Genomic DNA, 20059 nt, shown 5'->3' with positions numbered 1-20059 from the left:
TCATTCAAAATGGGACTTCTCTCATTTACAAATGGGACTTCTCAAAACTTTAATCAAAATAATTGCTGTCCAAAAAGGCTTTTTAATCGGACCGAATGAGCTTCCGCCAAAGGCGGATAAATGTCAGGAACTTTTTTTAATCACATCTCGACTCATTTCTACGATGCTCAACGGCCGTTTCGATGTGACATGAAAGTATTTGATTGTTAATTTTGGATTTCAATAATCATTAATCATTCGTCATTCATCATTGTTATCTGCCAAGGCCTTGTACATGATCTCGATTGGATGATAAGCGGTTTTTCCGGTACCATCCTTAATTTGATGCCTGCAACTCGTTCCGGGAGCTGAGATTATAATAGGGTCATCAGCTTTATTTATTTCAGGAAATAATACCAATCTTCCAACTTTCATCGATAAGTCATAATGCTCTTTTTCAAAGCCGAATGATCCGGCCATTCCGCAACAACCCGATTTTATTTCTTCAATTTCATAATTACCCGGCAAGGATAACATTTGATGAGTTGGTTTCATACTTGCCAACGATTTTTGATGGCAGTGACCATGAACTTTAATTTTTAATGGCTCATTTGTAAAATCACCGGCTTTAATATTGCCCTTTGCTATTTCCCTAACAAAAAACTCATCGAAAAGCAAGCAATTTTCTTTTAGTTTTTTTGCATTTTCAACCAAATGTTCATCCACCAGTTCAGGATATTCATCTCTGAATGTCAGGATCCCTGAAGGTTCGATGCCAATAAGGGGATGTTCCTGAGAAATTAAATTGCTCAAAAGAGTCACATTTTTGTTCGCGAACTTTTTAGCTTTCCTAAGCAATCCTTTTGAAAGAAAAGTCCTTCCGCTGATGGTATGTCTGGGAATAACCACCTCATAACCCAGTTTGTTCAATAATTTCACAGCCTTAATTCCGATTTCAACATCGTTATAATCGGTAAACTCATCGGCAAAAAGATAGACTTTCCCTTTGTTAAATTCCTGTTGATTATTTTTGCTTTCCTTTAAGAGCCAGGTTTTTAAAGTGATTTTATACAGTTTAGGAATACTCCGTTTGGGTGCAAACCCCAGCATTGATTTTATCAATTTTGATAATACCGGATTGGAAATGAAAAAATTAAATAATCCGGGCCATAACATTCCGATTTTATTAATTGAAAAAATATAGGCGATCAATCTGGTTCGAATCGGAACTCCGTTTGCATCGTAATAATGCTGTAAGAATTCAGCTTTGTACTTTGTAATATCCACACTTGAAGGACATTCGGATTTACATCCTTTGCACGAAAGGCATAAATCCATCACTTCATAAATTTCCTGATGATCGAATGGGTTTTGTTTATTTGATTTAGTAAGGAATTCACGTAAAATATTGGCCCTTGCACGGGTTGAGTTTTTTTCATCCCGGGTAGCCATAAAACTGGGGCACATGGTGCCGCCAATCAGTTCCGATTTTCTGCAATCGCCCGATCCGTTGCATTTCTCTGCAGCCCTCAAAATTCCCTGTTCTTTTGAAAAATCAAAAACGGTTTTAATCGGTTTTTCTTTTAACCCTGCCTCATAACGAAGACCGGTATTCATGGGAGGGGTGTCTGTTATTTTTTCAGGATTAAAAATATGATCGGGATCCCAGGTATCTTTAATTTGCTTTAATAGATCATAATTGTGTTGACCCAACATCAATGGAATGAACTCGCCCCTAAGCCGTCCATCGCCATGTTCTCCACTTAACGAGCCTTTATATTTTTTGACAAGTTTGGCAGTTTCAAGTGCGATGGTCCGGAACAGTTCAACATCTTTCGGGTCCTTTAAATTAAGCATCGGACGAAGGTGCAGTTCACCGGTGGCAATGTGTCCGTAGTAAACACAGCTTAGATTGTGAGCGTCCAGCATCTGTTTGAATTCCTCAATAAACTCAGGCAATACCTTTGGATTGATGGCTGTATCCTCAACTACCGAAACAACTTTTGCATCGCCCGGAATGTTTGAAAGCAGTCCGAGTCCGGCCTTCCGCAGATTCCATACTTTTGGAATATGCTCATCCCAAACCAAAGGATAATGATAGCCAATCCGATGCTTTTTAAAATCCTGAATTAAGCGTTCCGCTTTCTCCGCTATTTCTTCACGAGAGCCCGCCATAAATTCAATTATCAGAATTGCACCGGGATCACCTTCAATAAAAAAGCGGTTTTTATTTTGCTCGATATTGCCTTTGGTGCATTCCAGGATGGTATGGTCCATCAATTCGATACTTGCAGGAAGATGCTTTAATGCATGAACATTGGCCTTCAACGCTTCTCTTAAAGTATGAAAATGAACACAGACCAGTACTTTATCTTTTGGGGGTAGTGGAACCAGATTTAACTTTATCTCGGTAATAAATGCCAGTGTTCCTTCTGAACCTGCAATAAGTTTTGAAAAATTAAAGTTTTCATGGGTTTCACTAAAGATATTTGATTGGAGGAGTAAATCAATGGCATAGCCTGTATTTCTGCGTTCCACATCCGGATCAGGAAATTCGTTGCGAATTTCAACCTGATTTTCCGGCTTGGAAAGTATGTTATTAATTTGCAGATAAATTTTATTTTCAAGCGAATCACCTTCACACTTTTTAGCAAACTCTGCTTTGCTTAACTCCCCAAATTCAACTTCCGAACCATCGCTTAAAATGGTTTTAACAGATATTGTATGCTCCCGGGTGCTTCCATAAATGAGTGAGTGGGCACCACAGGCATTGTTCCCAACCATGCCTCCGATCATGCATCGATTAGCAGTAGAAGTTTCAGGACCAAAAAATAAATTTTTGGGAGCAAGAAGCTGATTCAGTTCATCTAAAACTACACCTGGCTGCACCCTGACCCATTTTTCTAATTCATTTAATTCGATAATTTGGGTCATGTATTTAGATACATCTACAACAATTCCTTTACCAACAACCTGCCCTGCGAGAGAAGTTCCGGCTGTTCGGGGAATGAGTGATGTGCCATGCTGTTTTGCAAAATCAATGATGGTTTTTATGTCGGCATCATCTTTAGGGCGAACAACGGCCAGTGGTAGCTCCCTGTATGCGGAGGCATCGGTAGCGTATAAGATGCGCATAGACTCATCCCTGAAAATATCACCCTTAAATTGATTTTGAAGCTGATTAAATTTTTCTTCAGTCATGGTATTTAAATCTGAATCGTATATTAATCTTCCTTACTGTAAAAATCGGTACTCTCAAAAATTTTATCTGCAGATTTAGCAATAAAGCCTGAATATAATTTACCATCGGTATCGGGGTAGCGTTTTGCAAATTCGTAATAACAGCCGGGGATATCGAAAATCCCTTCCTTGAAATCTACCTTAATGGTTTCAGATTTTATACTTGATTGTTCTAAAAGTTCGGCAGGTGAACCTTTAATTTCACCACCTGAATCATTGATGAGGTAACCCTTAAGTTTTAAAAATTCGTTAACTTTTTCAACGGAATTTAATGTTTTTAAAGCGTTTATGCTTACCGTAAAATGATTGGCCCTAAACCCAAAAACATAAAGCCAGGCAGCGTATTCCGATTCAATTCTTAAAGTATTGTAAACTTCAAAAGAAGGAAGTTCCCAAACACGTCCACTGAAAAGCAATTCTTCGGATGCAAAAGTTTTAGGAGGCACAGGTTTAATGACGTCATTCACTAATTGCTGCAGTTGTTTGCTCATTTCTTTCAGCTTTAACTCACTGATAAATACACGTGGTGCGTTTGGAATATCTTTGCGCTCATAATGTTTTGCATAAAGATGCTTTTCTTTGAAATGATAATCCTGTTTTTCTTGATATCCATGCTTCAGGAATAATGCGGATAATACATCTAAATTCATTAAGGGATGATCGAAGGTCCTGAACGCGATATGGTCGTTTAATACCGTTTCGTTTTCCTGTTCAAATAATTCTTTTATTCTTTTTACAGAAGGATTAAGCTTTGCGTAATCATTCCATAATTTATTAAATATATGATCTGGTTCCATAATGTTAGAATAAAGTTTGTAATAAAGTTAAAATTTCTGATTCGCTGCTAAATAAAGATGAAGCAGACATCAACCGCGATTTTATTTCATCCGGCTCATGTTTTGATTCGATCAATGCTTTTTTTAGTTCTTTCGCAAATTGATTTATAGAATTTCTTTTATCAAATATAATATCTATGATGATTCCATCTTTGACAATTATTTGAATAGGAGCCTTAAAGTTGGCTATCCGTATGTTTTTTGTAAGTGTGTATTTGGGAGAATAGGCATAATTCCACGACCAACGTGAATATTTTGATTCTACATATTCTGTAATTTTATTTTTGTCTTCATCCGTAAAAGTATAAATCTTAGCTTCTTTGTCATTGATCATCACCTGTTTTAAAATCTCCTCTCGAAAATCCTGAATATTCATTGGTGAATGTAAAAAATCGATGATATTGGCTACCTCACTGCGATTCGACTTTACGGCTTTGTCTTCAAAATTATTGGTTGAAGCCAATATGGATTCATTTAATTTGTCGAGCTCCGACGAAAAAAGCAAGGTGCCATGATGAAGTACCCTGTTTTTGTAAACGTGTTCGGCGTTTCCTGAAATTTTTTTCCCTTGCACACGTAAATCGTTTTTGCCTTCAAATCTGGCATCAACCGACATGGTTTTTAATGCAGCAATAATGGGGTCGGTGAAAGCTTTGAAATTCACAAGCTCGTCCCTTTTTCCACTTTTAACAAAACTAAAATTCAAATTCCCCAGGTCGTGATAAACTGTTCCTCCTCCGGTAATCCTTCTAATTACAGGGATTTTGTGTTTCTGAACGTACTCGTAATTTATTTCGGCAAGCGTGTTTTGATGTTTACCTACAATGATTGATGGCTCATTTTGCCATAACATAAATACATCGTCCGTCAGTTCTTTTAAAACATACTCTTCGGCCGCAATATTGAAATAGGGGTCGGTTTCTGATCGTGAGATGTACAGCATTGACTGAGCGAATTTTAAAATGTCATTAAAATGGTGATCAAATAATAGATCTCTGATACACAAAGCTAAGAAACGGGTGTATACCAACAACAAAATAAAAATGAAATTTTGAGACCGGTTTCTGCCAAATCAGTTTAATTAGTATTAATTTAGGTCGGAATATTTAACTGAAATAGCCATGACAAAATTTAGAATCATCGTAATTATTGCTTTGCTTGTAACATCGGTTTCATGTGATGTGCTGAAACAGGCAACAGAATTAACTTCTTTTGTGAATTGCAAGTTTCGTTTGCATACCATCGAAAACTTGAAATTAGCAGGGGTAAATATTCAGGAAAAAAAATCAATGTCGGATTTAAGTTTTTTGGATGCTGCCAAATTAACTGCAGCACTTTCATCAAATAAACTGCCGATGAGCTTTATTCTGAATATTCAGGTTCAAAATCCGAATCAAAATCAGGCTGCAATGAATCGGTTGGATTGGCAATTGTTTATTGATGAAACCGAAATAACACAGGGTGTTTTGTCTCAACGATTGGAAATACCGGCCAATGAAACAGGGACCTTACCTTTATTATTGACTTTTGATTTGAAAGAAGTATTTAAAAAAGAATCGGGAAATAGTTTGTTAAATCTGGTTTTTAATCTGGTTGGTGCAGGCAACGAACCAAGTCATTTAAGTTTAAGGGCAAAACCTACAATAATGGTGGGTACAAGAGAACTTGTTTATCCAGGTTATATTACGATCAAGAATGAATTCAACTCTTACTAGCCTTTTTCTTAGCCAGATCAGAACGCCTGTCGAGTAATCGGTCAATTTGTTCAGGGCTTAATCCTACTTTGTTCAGTTGGCTGTCGATTGATTTAATCTCGATATCAATATTTAAGGGCTCCGGAGTGATTAAAATCTTTTTTATTTCGCGGAGTTTCTTTTCGGGTAATTCAATCTCTTCCGTTAAATTTTCACCCAATTCTTTCTTTAGTTTTACAACAATATCAGCAATCATTTTATGAATAGGAGCACCGAACTGACTTAATAGTTGTTCTGAAAGATCGTCTTTTATCTCATCATAATTTTGAACCAAAAGGTCGAAATTTTGGATAAACATTTTATCGATCCCGGGCAAATTATGAAAAACACTTTTATCCTTTATTTTTTTGAATAAACGGATTAATTCATCCATATTCTTTTTTAAAGAATTTTTTTGTTCCTCGTCCATCGATCATTAAGTTTAAAATTAAATCACTACAAAATTAGGAATTAAATTCGATTGAAGTAAAAATTGATAAATGCTAATTTTGTTTAAGAAGTTTTATACCTTAATCTTTTGTTGTGTGTAGAAAAGTAAAACATCGAAAAAATATTTTAACACAATCTAACTACTAGTTTTTTAATAGCTTTGTAGCTGAAAATAAAATCGTTTTGATAAATCACTTAAATCATAATATTTTTAAACTGATTTCGGAAGTATCCTTCGAAACTAAAACCCCGGTTTGGGTTATAGGAGGCTATGTTCGTGATTTATTGTTAAAAAGAAGATCAAAGGATATTGACATTTTAGTATTGGGAAATGGACTTGATTTTGCACGGGAACTTGCACACAGAATTGATCCTGATATCAAACCAAAATACTTCAAGAATTTTGGAACAGCCATGCTTCGATATGATGGGATGGAGATTGAATTTGTGGGCGCCAGAAAAGAATCCTATCGGGCCGATTCAAGAAAGCCGATTGTTGAAAGTGGAACTCTGGAGGATGATCAAAACAGGCGCGATTTTACCATCAACGCGATGGCGATGAGTTTGCAAAAGGAGAATTATGAAGAACTGATTGATCCGTTTAACGGGTTACAGGATCTTCACGATAAAGTCATCAGAACTCCGCTTGACCCTGATATTACTTTTTCGGACGATCCGTTGAGGATGATGCGTGCCATTCGCTTTGCCAGTCAACTTAAATTTGATATTCATATTGAAACATTTGAAGCGATTAAGCGAAATGTGAATCGAATTAAGATTGTTTCAAATGAACGCGTTAATGAGGAATTAAGCAAAATTATATTATCTGATAAGCCTTCTCGAGGATTTAAAATGCTTGATGAATCGGGATTATTGCATATTATTTTCCCATTATTTATGGATTTAAAAGGTTCTGAAATTATTGATGGAAAAGGGCATAAAAATAACTTCTACCATACTTTACAAGTACTTGATAATATTGCGGAAAAAACAGATGATCTTTGGTTAAGATGGGCAGCTATATTGCACGATATCGCAAAACCGGCAACTAAAAAATTCGATCCCAAAGTTGGGTGGACCTTTCATGCACATGAATTTTTAGGGGCCAAATTGGTTCCAAAGATATTTAAGCAAATGAAGCTTCCATTGAATGAAAAAATGGAATTTGTCAAAAAAATGGTGTTATTGCATTTAAGGCCAATTGTACTTGCCGAAGAAATAGTTTCTGATTCTGCGGTAAGAAGGCTTTTATACGAAGCAGGCGACGATATTGATGCCTTAATGACTTTATGCGAAGCCGATATAACCTCTAAGAATGAGACAAAAGTTCGAAAGTATATGAAGAATTTTGAACTTGTTCGCAAGAAATTGGTTGAGATCGAAGAGAAGGATAAAATGAGAAATTGGCAACCACCCATTTCTGGTGAAATTATCATGGAAACCTTCAATATTATGCCCGGTAAGGAAGTTGGAATTATTAAAAAAGATATCCGTGAGGCCATTCTTGACGGAATTATACACAATGATTTTGATGCTGCATTTACATTGATGCTTGAAATAGGAAAGGAATTGGGTTTAACAGATGCGCGAACAAAATGAATTCGAACCATTCAAAAAAATTAATCGTCATCGCTGGACCAACAGCGGTTGGTAAAACAGATTTTGCCATTCAACTTGCCAAGTACCTTAAAACAGAAATCATCTCAGCAGATTCCCGTCAGATTTATAAGGAACTATCGATTGGAACTGCAAAACCTAATGCAGAGCAATTAAAAGAGGTAAAACATCACTTTGTAGGCAATATCTCAATTCATGATTATTATAATGCTGCACGGTTTGAATTGGAAGTGATAAATTTATTAAGCTCCTTATTTAAAAATCATGATTACTTAGTTATGGTTGGTGGCTCGGGTTTATACATCGATACAGTTTGCAATGGAATTGATGACTTACCGGATGTAGATGAAGAATTGAGAAAAGAACTAAATCTTTTATATAAAAAAGAGGGTATTGATTCTATCAGAAACAAACTTAAAGAATTAGATCCTGAATTTTACAAAATCATTGATCAATCCAACCCAAAACGTATCATTCGGGCACTTGAAGTTTGCATGGCAACGGGAATAAAGTATTCGGAACAAAGAACCAATAATAAAAAGAACAGGGAATTCGAAATTATTAAAATTGCATTGAATTTGGACCGAAATATATTGTATGATAAAGTCAATTTGCGCGTTGATCAGATGATTAATGAAGGTTTAGTTGATGAAGCTAAAAATTTATATCAATACCGAAATTTGAATGCCCTTAATACGGTAGGTTATAAGGAATTATTCGATTATTTTTCAGGTAGTATTGGCCTTGAAAAAGCGATAGAAAATATTAAAACCAGCAGTCGGAGATATGCGAAACGCCAATTAACCTGGTTTAGGAAAGACCCATCTTACCAATGGTTCCATCCATCAGAATTTGAAAAAGTGATCAGGTTATTCTGATGTTGAATGAAATTTAATCAGACCTTCCATTGGATTTTTATCTATTCCTTGAATTATAACTCCATATGTAGAGGCAACTTCTTTCAAAATATCAGAAAAAATATATGCAATTGAGCCAATAAATTTTATTGGCAATTTTTGATAATCAGTGTATTTGCAGATATTTAATCTAAAAAAATCGCTGAATGAGGAGTACACCAGATCTTTGTAATATTTCGACTTGATATGATCTTTTATATAAGGATTAAAAGAAGCAAAAAATTTAACCGGGCCCTCGTTACTATATATCTGATTTAGGATATATTCGAAGGAATAAGCAAAATGATTGTCGAAATCTTTTTTTAATGAATCGGGTAAATCTCCTTTTAAGTAATTGTTTATAAATCGTTTGCCAATATTGCTTCCGCTTCCTTCATCCCCAAAAAAATAGCCCAAGGACGGAATATTGTGCGTGATGTTGGTTCCATCATAAACACAAGAATTAGACCCGGTACCCAGTATTCCTGCAATTCCTGCTTCATTGCCAAATAATGAACGGGCAGCCCCTATCAGATCGTGATAAATATGAATTTTTGAGTTTTGAAAACATGGTCTTAGAGCATTGATGATAATGTTCTGATTATTTTCAGTGGAACAACCGGAACCGTAAAAATAAATATCTGAAACCGGATTATCCCGAATGATCGGCTGGAGGTTAGTATGGATAATTTCCTCTAAAACATGAGACGCATAATAGTAAGGGTTGAATCCTATCGTTTCTATTTTCTTAGTAACCCGGTTTTTGTCGCATAAAACCCATTCCGTTTTGCTGGATCCACTATCAGCTATTATATGCATATTGTTATCTGTTATATTTACATCAAAGTTAGTAATTGCAATGGTTTGATTGATGGGTTAGCCAGTTAAATCTGTAAAATGTTAGATTAATTGTTAAAGTTTCATAGATTTGTGCGACATTTTTAGTATTCAGGTATAAAGATAAGAAGAGTGATTCGAATTTCGGAAGAAGAAATTATTCATGCTTTTAAAAAAAATGATCATTCGTTCATTCGAAATCTTTACGCAATTCATTTGCCTGTGATTTTACGTTATGTGACTCATAATAATGGAGAAGCAGATGATGCTAAAGATTTAATTCAGCAGGCGATGTTAATTGTTTTTCAGAAAGTTCGAAACAATGAATTTGAATTAACTTGTTCTTTTAAAACATATTTGTATTCAATTTGCAAGAATCTATGGTTGAAGGAACTTAGAAAGAAAAAGATAGAAAACACGACAAGTCTTGAGCCTGAAGAAATGGAGGAAGGTGAAGTAATTGTTGAAGTAGAGAAGGAATACGATTATAGTGTTCAATATTTTTTGTATCGTTGGCATTTTCATAACCTGAGTTCGATTTGCAAAGATTTGCTAAAAATGACCCTTGCAAAGGTATCGTATGATGAAATAGCAGAAAGGCTGAACTTTACGGATGGGGAAATGGCCAGGAAAAAGAAATACAGATGCAAAGAATTATTAATAAAACGAATTAAAGGCGACCCCCGCTTTAATGATTTTGAAGATGATGAAAAAGAAGATTAATTATTTTGAACAGGTTCAGGTTTATTTAGCTGATGAGATGTCACCTCATCAGAGAGAAGAATTTGAAGCAGAGGTGGCTCAAAATAATTCGCTGAAGCGGGAATTGGTATTCCAAAAAAAAGTAAATACCATCATCATGGATGATGAATTAGAGCAATTTAAATACGAACTTGATAATATTCATAAAGAAGTTGCTCCATCTACAGAAAGAAAAAGGAGTATTAGCTTCAATAGATATACCCTCATCGCTGCCTCCCTTCTATTATTAATCTCGTTAAGCTTTTTTTTGATAATGAACGGTTCAGGCTCATCAAAAAGTGAGAATATCTTTACTAAATATTATAAAAAATATGCTCCTGAATATACTACCCGTGAATATGAACAATCTGATTATGAGTCTAAATTTGCTGCGGCATACCAAAACTACAAATCAAATGAATATGGTTTGGCAAAGCCTGTATTTGAATCCTTAATAAGATTTGAACCCAAAAATTTTGCAGCAAAGTTTTATTTGGGTGCGATATACATCGAATTGAACGAAATAGATAGTGCTATTATTCAATTTGACGCTGTTATTGTTTCAAATGACCAGTATTACCTTGAGCATTCGGAATGGTATAAAGCTTTGGGCACATTAAAATTAGGTGAAATAAAGAGTGCGATCGATCAGTTTAATCTTATTGCAAATCGAAAAGGCTATTACCAGACTCTTGCTGAAGAAATTATTTCAGAACTCCAATAATTCTTTTTCTGAATAACAAATGGTATTAAACCCCAGGGCGAGATATGAACCCTTTCTTCCTGAGCAAGCTTCGGGGACTTAAGACACCACTTCTCGTCTGCCGAAGCAGAATGTAAAGGCAGATTAAAAGGAATACCAGTATAAAAATGCTTATGGCAAGGTATTTTAGCATGCTTTTGTTTCTTAGTTCAAGTTGTTTTGTATCTCCAATTATAATATGTGAAGCCCAAAAATGAGGATGGGTGCTAATTGGATCGGCAAGTTGAAGATATTTTTTCTTTGCCGATAGCAAAGCCATCGATTTAGTCATTCCGTTGGCTAGAAATTCATAAAAGTAACTCATTAATTCAGCACTTGAATTGTCATCAACCGACCATAAGGTAATCCCTAAGCTTTTACATCCGGCATACATAAATCCTCTGGCCATGCTCATGATACCTTCGCCTTTCTGCAAATTTCCATTTCCTGTATTGCACGAACTAAGGATAACCATTTGCGCATTAAGATTTAAATTAAATATTTCATAGGTGTTAAGCAAATTGTCTTCTTTGGTAGCAGAGTCGTTTGGTTGAGGAGTAAAAACCAACTTTGAGAACATTGGATTATTATTATCAATAACAGTATGCATTGCAAAGTGCAAGATTGAATAATTTCCAGCCATTCTTTTAAAATTTTCTTCTGTTGCATTTTCTGATTCAAGAATTTTACCATCAATCAATTTGGAGATATTTTTAACTTCTTCAATAGCAGCAGGTATAGGTTGAAACAAATCTTTCTCAAAGTTTTTGTTCTCATGTAGAATTAAACTCTCATAATCAATTAACTTGTCGTACGAAGGGAGAATCGCTAATAGATTCTTTTTTGCTATATTCACAGTTCTCTGAACAAATAACCATTCAGTTGAATATGAATAACTAATAGGATAATCCTTTATTAAATAAGAAAGTCCACGAAAATTTGAAATACTCAAATCTTGATCTGTAAGGAGAACCTCAAATGGTAATTGTAATAATTCTTTATCCGGTATGATGATAAGTTCTTTATCTTTTATTATTGTACCTAATGGCTCAATCAGGATTTGATATAATTGGAATGACTTTTCTTTAAAAGTGTAAAATTGCTTTAAATCAAAGTGCGTAAAAGTATTGGTCTTAAAGATTTTTGTGATAGCATAAATATTATTTAGAAAAGTTGAATCAATTTTCTTTTCAAATACTGAAAAATCATTTTTTGTAATTATAAATTCATAGATTATAGAATCAGAAAGATAATATTCAATAATCGCTTGTTCATCTGCTATCATTTCTTGAATTGATTCAATATCAAGTTGTCGATTCTGATACTTCAATTTATAATAATTCTTATACTGATTTTCTAATCTCGACGTTAGAATATCTATTTTCTGATCAATAATAAACAACTCATTTGATAATATTTCTTTTCTTTTTTGATCAGAATTATTTGATATTTGAGCATTGTATAATTCATTTGTAAGTTCCCCTTTTCTAATCCGTAAATCTTTTTCCTGTTTTATCAATTCAGGTGCAACGCCCCCGGATATTTTAGCGCTATTCTCATTAATTAACTCATTTAATGTGGCGAGCTTACTTTTTTCAGTATATACATACGCATCATACAAGTATTTATTTTCATTGGTAAGTTTATGAAGAAGAAAGGATGAGGCAATCAATTTTGAAAAAAAATATTCTGACTTCTCATTCATCTTTAATTTACTATCGAGGGATGTAAAAGAATTACGAATGTTCCCAACAGTTTCTATAGCCAGCAATAGGGTTGAATTCATTACTTCTGTATAAGCTATACTTTCTTGTAAATTTTTCGATTTCTGGATTTTTATAGTAAGTGCATCAATCTTATTTCGTAAAATATTAAGTAGGATTTTTTTAGATAGTGCATTTTCAACTTTTGGATTTTGAAATAATGAGGTTTCATTAAATGTTAAGTCATTTGTAATTAGTGCTTTTTGATAATAAAAAAGTGCACTGTCTATATCCTGATCAATGAGTGATTTGGCTAAGCCAAGATATTGGTAGCAATCCGCTAAATCAGGATGTTTTTCTCCAAATTGCTCCTTGTAGATTTTTATTGCTTGATTTGTTAATTTTACGCCTTCAGGATTACAAAGTCGTTCAATTAAGAAATGGCCGTAATAAAATATGGCGTTGGCATAGGTAATCGGAGACTTCCCTTTATAATATTTATTCAGAACAACCATAGATTTTTTTAGATAATTATTGGCTTGTTCCAGTGAATCCATTTGCATATATACCGCACTTATATTTTGATAAGAATGCATAATAGTCGGATCACTTAATTCGGATTTTATCGGAATAACCTTTATAAATGAAGATAAGGCTTCTTCATTTCTATTCATTAAAAGGTATGAACGGGCTATATCCGAATATTTTGAAGTATAATAAGAGTTCAGGGGGAAATTCAAGAGTTGATAGATACGAAGGGCTTCTTCGTGATATTGAATAGATTTGTCCAATTCTCTGATAGTATAATAAATATTTCCGATTTTATTATAAATATATGCAGCTAATTGGGATGGATTGTGATTATCAATTAATGATTCTGATTTTAATAATTCATTTAGAGCATCATGACTTTTACCTTTAGCACTTAGAATACTTCCTTTTTTACATATGTTTCTTAAAAGAAAATCTTTATATGGATTTTGCATAAGTTTCAGGATTTTATCCGATTCTTCAACATAAACAGCCACAGAGTCATATTTCTCAAGCTTCTCAAATGAACTGCTTAAGAGCTCAAATGCTGTAAGTTTTTCATATTCTTTATTGGGGTAGTTGTGAATTGGATATTTAAAAGATTCTTTTATGTACTGAATTGTTTTAGGGTAGTCTTGTAAATAAAAAAAGGAGGTGTAGAGTGATCTGTTCAGTTCATAATTGGCTGCAGAGATTACTATCTTATTTTGATGAGTATAAGAAGTGGCAAGATCAACGTATTTTCGACAAGAATCCGGAATCCTTAATTGTACAAAAAAGTGTGCAATATAAGATAATGTTAATTGCTGAAAATCTTTATCATTTAATAAATAAGCTTTCCCCAAAGTGTTATAGTAATAAGTTTTTATTGAATCGGGATTAGATTTGAGTGTACCCGATTGGTTTTTAATAAAATAACTGACTGATCTGAGCGTGTCAAGATGATTATTTTGGGACTTTAAGTTCGATCCATAAAACATTAAAAACAAAATGCTTATCAAAAAGACTGATCTTTTTATCTGGGGGATCATAAATATCATGTTAGCGAATCAAAATAGGTTTTGGCAGGCTAATTTATAATTTTTTTTTTAGCAAGATATAATATTCCTATATTTAAGTTAGTTGCATGTGTGTTTTAAAGCAAAATTATCTTAATCGCAGATAATGTGCCGTTTATAATTTTGTAATGAAAATACATGGGGGTTTTTGTGGACAAATGACGAACTAGGGTATAAAACTATGAAATGTCAGCATTTTTAGCGGAATTCGAAAAGCTAGGATAGAGTAGAAAAATATTTAAATCAATTGCCATGAAAGAGAATTATTTAATTTGGCGAAAGGCCAAAATCTTGAATCTGGTTCCAGATCCACCACCACCACCTCCTCCGGATCCACCACCACCACCACCACCACCACCACCCGATGAAGAATAACCTCTTCCATGTTGGGGATAATATTAAAGGGGAATATTTATACCCCTTTTATATTATGTGTGAATTCTATTTACGTTTGTTTTTTTTAATATTCAGGTAGTCAATATAGTAAAGAATTTTGATCGAAAAACTATTGATGATTGGTGAATCAAAAGTATATCTTAAATTATCAAAGTAATTGTTTACCGAGCTATCAACATTGGCATATATAGCGTTTTTGTAAACTAATAAAAGCTCACTTCCGGGAGCAAAATTCCAGGTGTAAACCATATCAATGTTGAAAGCATTTACATTAAAATCGTTATCCTCCTTAAAATTATTTTGAATTAAGGATCCATCTACTTGCAAATCATAGTAGTTATGATATTGAGCTCGAATCCAATAATGTCGCAAACGTAAACTCAAAGAAGATTTATTATTAAAAATGTAACTAGATTCAATGGTGTTGGTTACTGTTCTTACATCCCGTTGTCCAAATATAATTACCTGATTATTGTTGGTATTTATACTGTCATTTACGTATCCATATGATTTATTGTCATTTTTAAATTCAGAAGTTATTATCATATTAAACTGATCACTAATTCTTATTCTTTGACTTAAACTAAACAGAATACTATTTCTCCCTTTTTCTGTTGTTCCGGTATAATTAAACTTGATATCAGTTACATATTTTTTTCGATAATCTGGTGATATGAAGAAGTTGAAATTATGACTTGCAGGCTCTTTGTAAACCCAGCCATCAACTCTTGGCTCAAAATAATCATCAGATCCTTTCGGTTCAATAGTAGTATTTAGATTCAGTGAAGTGTAATTACGAAGTGTAGTCCGTGACCTTGTACTTATTGAAAATCTTGAAAATTTTCTGGGTTTGTATAGCGTAGAATGTTCAAAACTAATACTATTCGACATGTCCATTACTTTCCAGAAAGGTCGATATTCGTTATAAGAAAAATTTAAGTCATGATTAAGATTGTTATTGTGTGATAAATAACCCAAATCATTATGGTCGTATGTATCATTCATAGCCGATTGAGAATAATTGTATTTAAATTTACCACTTATTTTACCGACACTGAATTGGTAGCTGTGCCCAAACACATTGTCTTGCTTTGGATTGTATTTTTGACTTAGATGAAAATGACCGCTTACAGCATAATAATTGCTTTTATCTACAAATCTCACTTCTGTCCCCGTCACATTGGCCATGTATTCATTACTTCCACGATATACATTGGTATTATAGAATGAAACAAATGAGTTGTTTTTAAGGGATTGATCGACAACAACCATATTATAATTGGTAAAAGGTTGAGTAAGATATTGTTTTTCATTTCCCAATTCGTCAATCACTTTTGCATAAGTATTTGATGTCATTGCATTAAAAATTCCCAATCCTAACCCTGAATGTGTTTTTCCCGAAATTTTAGTTGCATTGATTAATTGGGTCGTTTCCGGATTTGATATAACCTTATCCTGATCGTACTCATTTTTTACACTGTTATAGTTGATCGGTTTAGTACCCACCCTTCGCGAATAAAAGATACGATCATTCCTGTTAAATAATTCAGTGCCTTCGGTGAAAAATGGCCGACGTTCCTGATAAAAGGTTTCAAATGGTGACAGGTTGACTATTTTGTCATCCGATTGAACCTGGCTGAAATCGGGGATTAAAGTAGCATCAAGTGTGAAACTTTCATTAATGCCCAGCTTTACATCCATCCCATAGCCATACGATTTGCCCCATCCAATATTTTCACCATTATTTTCGATATATCCTGATAAATATGGGACGGCAGATAGTCGAAGAGGAGGAATGATGTTCGAAATACCTTCTATTTCACCGGCTTGGGTTTTTGTTCCGGCAATTTCTTTATCAACAAAATTCCATGAGTCAATTTCTTTATACCGTTTTATTTCTCTGAGAAAGTTAATACCCCAACGCTGTATATCCTTTTTTGGAAATCGTAAAGCGGAGTAAGGAATCCTGATTTCAACAATCCATCCGTTCTCCACAACTTGGGTTTTACTTTCCCAAACAGCATCCCAGGTTTTATCATCATGACGGCTATCTTCCCCAACCTTGGCATCCATTTGCACCCCGGCTGGATTTACCGAAAAACTATAAGCAATGGAGGCGTCATTAAATGGATCAATATGTATCCCGAAATTATCGGAGATACCCAAATCGTCTCGTTTTGATAGCTCGCTCACGATACTATCGGGGGCTGTATCATACAGCATCGCGGCTATGTATATAGCCTCATCATCATAAATGAATTTTACTTCCGATTTTTGTGAAGCAGGCGAACCATTGTAAGGTTCAATTTGAATAAAATTTGTTGCAATAGTCGCGCTTACCCATGCTTTATCGTTCAATGCACCATCGATTATAGGAACCTCATTCGTTCTTTTTGCTTGTAAGACTTTTTTTTGATTCAGTGAGTACGTGGGTTGATTCAACAGAATGGCAATCCCAAAAATGAAAATCTTAAGACTTTTGTTGATCATAATTAAGTTTGAGTGAAGGTTTGTCATTTTTGTTTCCGAAGGTTAAATGCATAAAATATTTTATAAAGTTCAAAAATACAGGATCTTATCCTTAGTAGTTAAGTTTCGCCCAGAACCAATAAGATATGATGCCGATTTTTATAATTGGCCTTGAAATTAGGATAAAATCTAATTTAAATACGTGGTTAAAGTTAATTCAAATAAAGAGATAGACGAATATTGAAATCTTACATACTAAAGATCAGATTTAGTATACTTATTTTGATCTTCTTTTTAATTTTAGATAATCAATATAATATAAAATTTTAATCGAAAAACTATTGATGATTGGTGAATCAAAAGTGTATTTCAAGTTATCAAAGTAATTGGTTATCGAGCTGTCAACATTGGCATATATAGCGTTTTTGTAAACCAATAAAAGCTCACTCCCGGGGGCAAAATTCCAGGTATAAACCATATCAATATTAAAAGCATTTACATTAAAATCATTATTTTCGGCATATTCATTCTGTTCTAAAGTCCCGTCTTCCTGTAGATAATAATAATTGTTATAGGTAGCCCGTATCCAATAATGGCGCATACGTATGCTCAGCGAAGAGGTGTTATTAAATATATAGTTTGATTCCAAAGTATTTGTAATTGTTTGCACGTCGCGTTGACCAAAAACGATAAGTTGTTCATCATTACTCCCTAAACTGTTTGTAACATAGCCGTATGATTTATTATTGAATTTCAGTGAAGAAGTAAGTTTAATTGAAAATTGATCATTAATTCTTAACCTCGGGGTTAAGCTAAAATCAATATTTTCTCTTCCAGCTTCATTAGTCCCTTCATATGTAAATCTGAAGTCTGTCGAGAATTTTTTTCGATAATCGGGCGATCTTGAAAAATTAATTTGATAGGTGGCTGGCCTTTTATATATCCAACCATCAACTCTTGGTTCAAAATGGTCTTCAGATCCTTTAGGTTCAAATTCTGTGCGTAAGCTCAGTGAATTATAGTTTCTTAGTGTTGTATGCGACGTTGTACTAATCTGAAAAGATGCGAATTCCCTTGGACGATAAATAGAAGAGTATTCAAATGCCACATTATGATACATATTCATTACTTTCCAGAGAGGACTATATTCATTATAATCAAAACTTAGTCGATGTTTGATAATGTTATTATTTCTCAGGTATCCCAAATCATTATGGTCGTATGTATCGCTCATCACAGATTGTGAATAATTGTATTTGAATTTACCGCTGATTTTACCAAGATTAATTCGATAACTGTGCCCAATTATATTATCATCATCAGGATAGTATTTTTGACTTAAATGGAAATGTCCACTAAGTGCATAGAAATTATTTTTGTCAACCAACCGTACTTCTGTTCCAGAAACATTGGCCATGTATTCATGCCTCCCTCTGTATACATTTGTATTATAGAAGGAAATAAATGAATTGTTATTTAAAGATTGGTTAAGAACCACCATGTTGTAATTCGAGAAAGGTTGTGTTATAATTTGTTTTTCATCTCCATTTGGTTCAACCACTTTTGCATAAGTATTGCTTGTCATCGCGTTGAAAATTCCCAATCCTAGTCCAGATTTTGTTTTTCCTGAAATTTTACTGGCATTAATTAATTGGTTTGCATCAGGGTTTGACAAAATTTGATCATCATCATATTCATCGTAAATGTTTGATCGATTAATCGGTTGACTTCCTACTCTGCGAGAATAAAAAAGGCGATCTTGTCTGTTAAATAATTCTGTGCCCTCAGTAAAAAAAGGCCGTCGTTCCTGATAGAATGTTTCAAATGGTGAAAGGTTCACAATTTTATCATCGGATTGGACCTGACTGAAATCAGGAACAAGTGTCGCGTCTAGTGTGAAACTTTCATTAATTCCAAGTTTTATGTCCATCCCATATCCATAAGATTTCCCCCAACCAACATTTTCGCCATTATTTTCAATATATCCTGATATATATGGTACTGCCGATAATCGCAGTGGTGGAATAATGTTTGTAATACCTTCCACCTGACCGGCTTGAGTTGTTGTACCTGAAATTCCTTTATCTACAAAATTCCAGGAATTTTTTTCTCTGTACCTTTTAATTTCCCTGAAGAAATTAATGCCCCAAAGTTGAATGTCTTTTTTTGGAAAGCGTAAGGCAGCATATGGGATTTTTATTTCAATCACCCATCCATTTTCCACAATTTGTGTTGTACTCTCCCATACCGCATCCCAATTTCTATCTTCATGATTGCTGTTTGCTGCCAGCTTTCCATCCATTTGAACTCCTGCAGGGTTAATAAAAAAACTATACGTAGTTGAAGCGTCATTAAAGGGATCAATATGTACCCCAAAATTGTCCGAAACACCTAACTCATCGCGTTTAGATAATTCATTCATAATGCTATCTGGTGCTGTGTCAAACAGCATAGCTCCAATATAAATTGCTTCATCATCATAGATGAATTTAACTTCAGATTTTAAAGTACTTGGGGCACCGTTGTATGGATCTACTTGTACAAAATTATTTGCCACCGCAGCATTTATCCAAGCCTTATCATTAAGAACTCCATCTATTATTGGAACTTCAATGGTTCTATTGACTAAAAGCTTTTTTCTTATAATTATTGAATAAGAGGGCAGGCTTAATAAAATGGCAATACCTAAAATTGATAGTCTGATTAAGAGTTTGTCCATATCCAAAAAACAGGATCTGTATTTGATTTTTATTTGAAATAATTGTGCTAATGCAACTTGAATACTCTGTTAAAGTTGCAAAGGTAAAGGAATTCATTATTCCTTTCTTGAA

General features: G+C 34.0%; 13 protein-coding genes. 5 read left to right on the top strand and 8 right to left on the bottom strand.

From position 1 onward, the window contains the following. Positions 1 to 240: 240 nt before the first annotated feature. Genes KKG99_00855 through KKG99_00845 form a run of 3 tightly spaced genes read right to left on the bottom strand, consistent with a single transcriptional unit; the run spans position 241 to position 4998 of the window. Positions 241 to 3180, bottom strand: a complete 2940-nt coding sequence (locus tag KKG99_00855; GenBank protein ID MBU1011526.1) for an FAD-binding protein — start codon at positions 3178 to 3180, stop codon at positions 241 to 243. 23 nt (positions 3181 to 3203) lie between these two features. After that, positions 3204 to 4016 (bottom strand): DUF1338 domain-containing protein, encoded by an 813-nt coding sequence (locus KKG99_00850; GenBank protein ID MBU1011525.1) that lies wholly within the window; start codon positions 4014 to 4016, stop codon positions 3204 to 3206. Positions 4017 to 4020: 4 nt separating this feature from the next. Then, positions 4021 to 4998 carry a lipoate--protein ligase family protein gene (locus KKG99_00845; GenBank protein MBU1011524.1) on the bottom strand — a complete coding sequence of 326 codons (978 nt, stop codon included), beginning with the start codon at positions 4996 to 4998 and terminating at the stop codon, positions 4021 to 4023. A 178-nt stretch (positions 4999 to 5176) separates the two neighbouring features. On the opposite strand from KKG99_00845, the gene KKG99_00840 reads away from it, so the two are divergent. After that, positions 5177 to 5770, top strand: a complete 594-nt coding sequence (locus KKG99_00840; GenBank protein MBU1011523.1) for a hypothetical protein — start codon at positions 5177 to 5179, stop codon at positions 5768 to 5770. On the opposite strand, the gene KKG99_00835 is transcribed toward KKG99_00840, so the two are convergent. After that, positions 5757 to 6218, bottom strand: a complete 462-nt coding sequence (locus tag KKG99_00835) for a hypothetical protein (GenBank protein MBU1011522.1) — start codon at positions 6216 to 6218, stop codon at positions 5757 to 5759. The genes KKG99_00840 and KKG99_00835 overlap by 14 nt on opposite strands. Positions 6219 to 6421: 203 nt before the next feature. Here KKG99_00835 and KKG99_00830 point away from each other — a divergent pair, with 203 nt between their 5' ends. Beyond that, the gene (locus KKG99_00830) at positions 6422 to 7837 is read left to right on the top strand and encodes a CCA tRNA nucleotidyltransferase (protein ID MBU1011521.1); all 1416 of its coding nucleotides are present in this window, start codon (positions 6422 to 6424) and stop codon (positions 7835 to 7837) included. Next, positions 7834 to 8733: a tRNA (adenosine(37)-N6)-dimethylallyltransferase MiaA gene (gene miaA, locus KKG99_00825; GenBank protein ID MBU1011520.1), complete on the top strand. Its 900-nt coding sequence runs from the start codon at positions 7834 to 7836 to the stop codon at positions 8731 to 8733. The genes KKG99_00830 and miaA overlap by 4 nt, the downstream gene beginning before the upstream one ends. Here the strand turns inward: miaA and KKG99_00820 are convergent. Continuing rightward, positions 8725 to 9570, bottom strand: coding sequence for a hypothetical protein (locus KKG99_00820; protein MBU1011519.1), 846 nt, complete (start codon positions 9568 to 9570; stop codon positions 8725 to 8727). The genes miaA and KKG99_00820 overlap by 9 nt on opposite strands. Positions 9571 to 9720: 150 nt before the next feature. Here KKG99_00820 and KKG99_00815 point away from each other — a divergent pair, with 150 nt between their 5' ends. Both KKG99_00815 and KKG99_00810 read left to right on the top strand, forming a co-directional pair. Continuing rightward, positions 9721 to 10311, top strand: a complete 591-nt coding sequence (locus KKG99_00815; protein MBU1011518.1) for a sigma-70 family RNA polymerase sigma factor — start codon at positions 9721 to 9723, stop codon at positions 10309 to 10311. Beyond that, positions 10292 to 11053: a hypothetical protein gene (locus KKG99_00810; GenBank protein MBU1011517.1), complete on the top strand. Its 762-nt coding sequence runs from the start codon at positions 10292 to 10294 to the stop codon at positions 11051 to 11053. Before KKG99_00815 ends, KKG99_00810 begins: the two co-directional genes overlap by 20 nt. Positions 11054 to 11078: 25 nt before the next feature. On the opposite strand, the gene KKG99_00805 is transcribed toward KKG99_00810, so the two are convergent. The 3 genes from KKG99_00805 to KKG99_00795 all read right to left on the bottom strand — a co-directional run bounded on the left by KKG99_00805 (position 11079) and on the right by KKG99_00795 (position 19947). Beyond that, on the bottom strand, positions 11079 to 14336 hold the full coding sequence (locus KKG99_00805; GenBank protein MBU1011516.1) for a CHAT domain-containing protein: 3258 nt from the start codon (positions 14334 to 14336) through the stop codon (positions 11079 to 11081). A gap of 468 nt (positions 14337 to 14804) precedes the next feature. Further along, positions 14805 to 17249 carry a carbohydrate binding family 9 domain-containing protein gene (locus tag KKG99_00800; protein MBU1011515.1) on the bottom strand — a complete coding sequence of 815 codons (2445 nt, stop codon included), beginning with the start codon at positions 17247 to 17249 and terminating at the stop codon, positions 14805 to 14807. Positions 17250 to 17505: 256 nt separating this feature from the next. Beyond that, positions 17506 to 19947 carry a carbohydrate binding family 9 domain-containing protein gene (locus tag KKG99_00795; protein MBU1011514.1) on the bottom strand — a complete coding sequence of 814 codons (2442 nt, stop codon included), beginning with the start codon at positions 19945 to 19947 and terminating at the stop codon, positions 17506 to 17508. Positions 19948 to 20059 lie beyond the last annotated feature (112 nt).

It is taken from the genome of Bacteroidota bacterium, assembly GCA_018816945.1.
Classification (GTDB): domain Bacteria; phylum Bacteroidota; class Bacteroidia; order Bacteroidales.
Note: the sequence above shows the minus strand (reverse complement) of the source record. Positions and strands in the feature narration are given on the sequence as shown.

Coding starts and splice junctions, on each gene's coding strand:
- miaA (MBU1011520.1), top strand. CDS start 7,834: ATGAATTCGAACCATTCAAAAAAATTAATCGTCATCGCTGGACCAACA.
- KKG99_00800 (MBU1011515.1), bottom strand. CDS start 17,249: ATGATCAACAAAAGTCTTAAGATTTTCATTTTTGGGATTGCCATTCTG.
- KKG99_00805 (MBU1011516.1), bottom strand. CDS start 14,336: ATGATCCCCCAGATAAAAAGATCAGTCTTTTTGATAAGCATTTTGTTT.
- KKG99_00795 (MBU1011514.1), bottom strand. CDS start 19,947: ATGGACAAACTCTTAATCAGACTATCAATTTTAGGTATTGCCATTTTA.
- KKG99_00840 (MBU1011523.1), top strand. CDS start 5,177: ATGACAAAATTTAGAATCATCGTAATTATTGCTTTGCTTGTAACATCG.
- KKG99_00820 (MBU1011519.1), bottom strand. CDS start 9,570: ATGCATATAATAGCTGATAGTGGATCCAGCAAAACGGAATGGGTTTTA.
- KKG99_00810 (MBU1011517.1), top strand. CDS start 10,292: ATGATGAAAAAGAAGATTAATTATTTTGAACAGGTTCAGGTTTATTTA.
- KKG99_00835 (MBU1011522.1), bottom strand. CDS start 6,218: ATGGACGAGGAACAAAAAAATTCTTTAAAAAAGAATATGGATGAATTA.
- KKG99_00845 (MBU1011524.1), bottom strand. CDS start 4,998: ATGCTGTACATCTCACGATCAGAAACCGACCCCTATTTCAATATTGCG.
- KKG99_00855 (MBU1011526.1), bottom strand. CDS start 3,180: ATGACTGAAGAAAAATTTAATCAGCTTCAAAATCAATTTAAGGGTGAT.
- KKG99_00850 (MBU1011525.1), bottom strand. CDS start 4,016: ATGGAACCAGATCATATATTTAATAAATTATGGAATGATTACGCAAAG.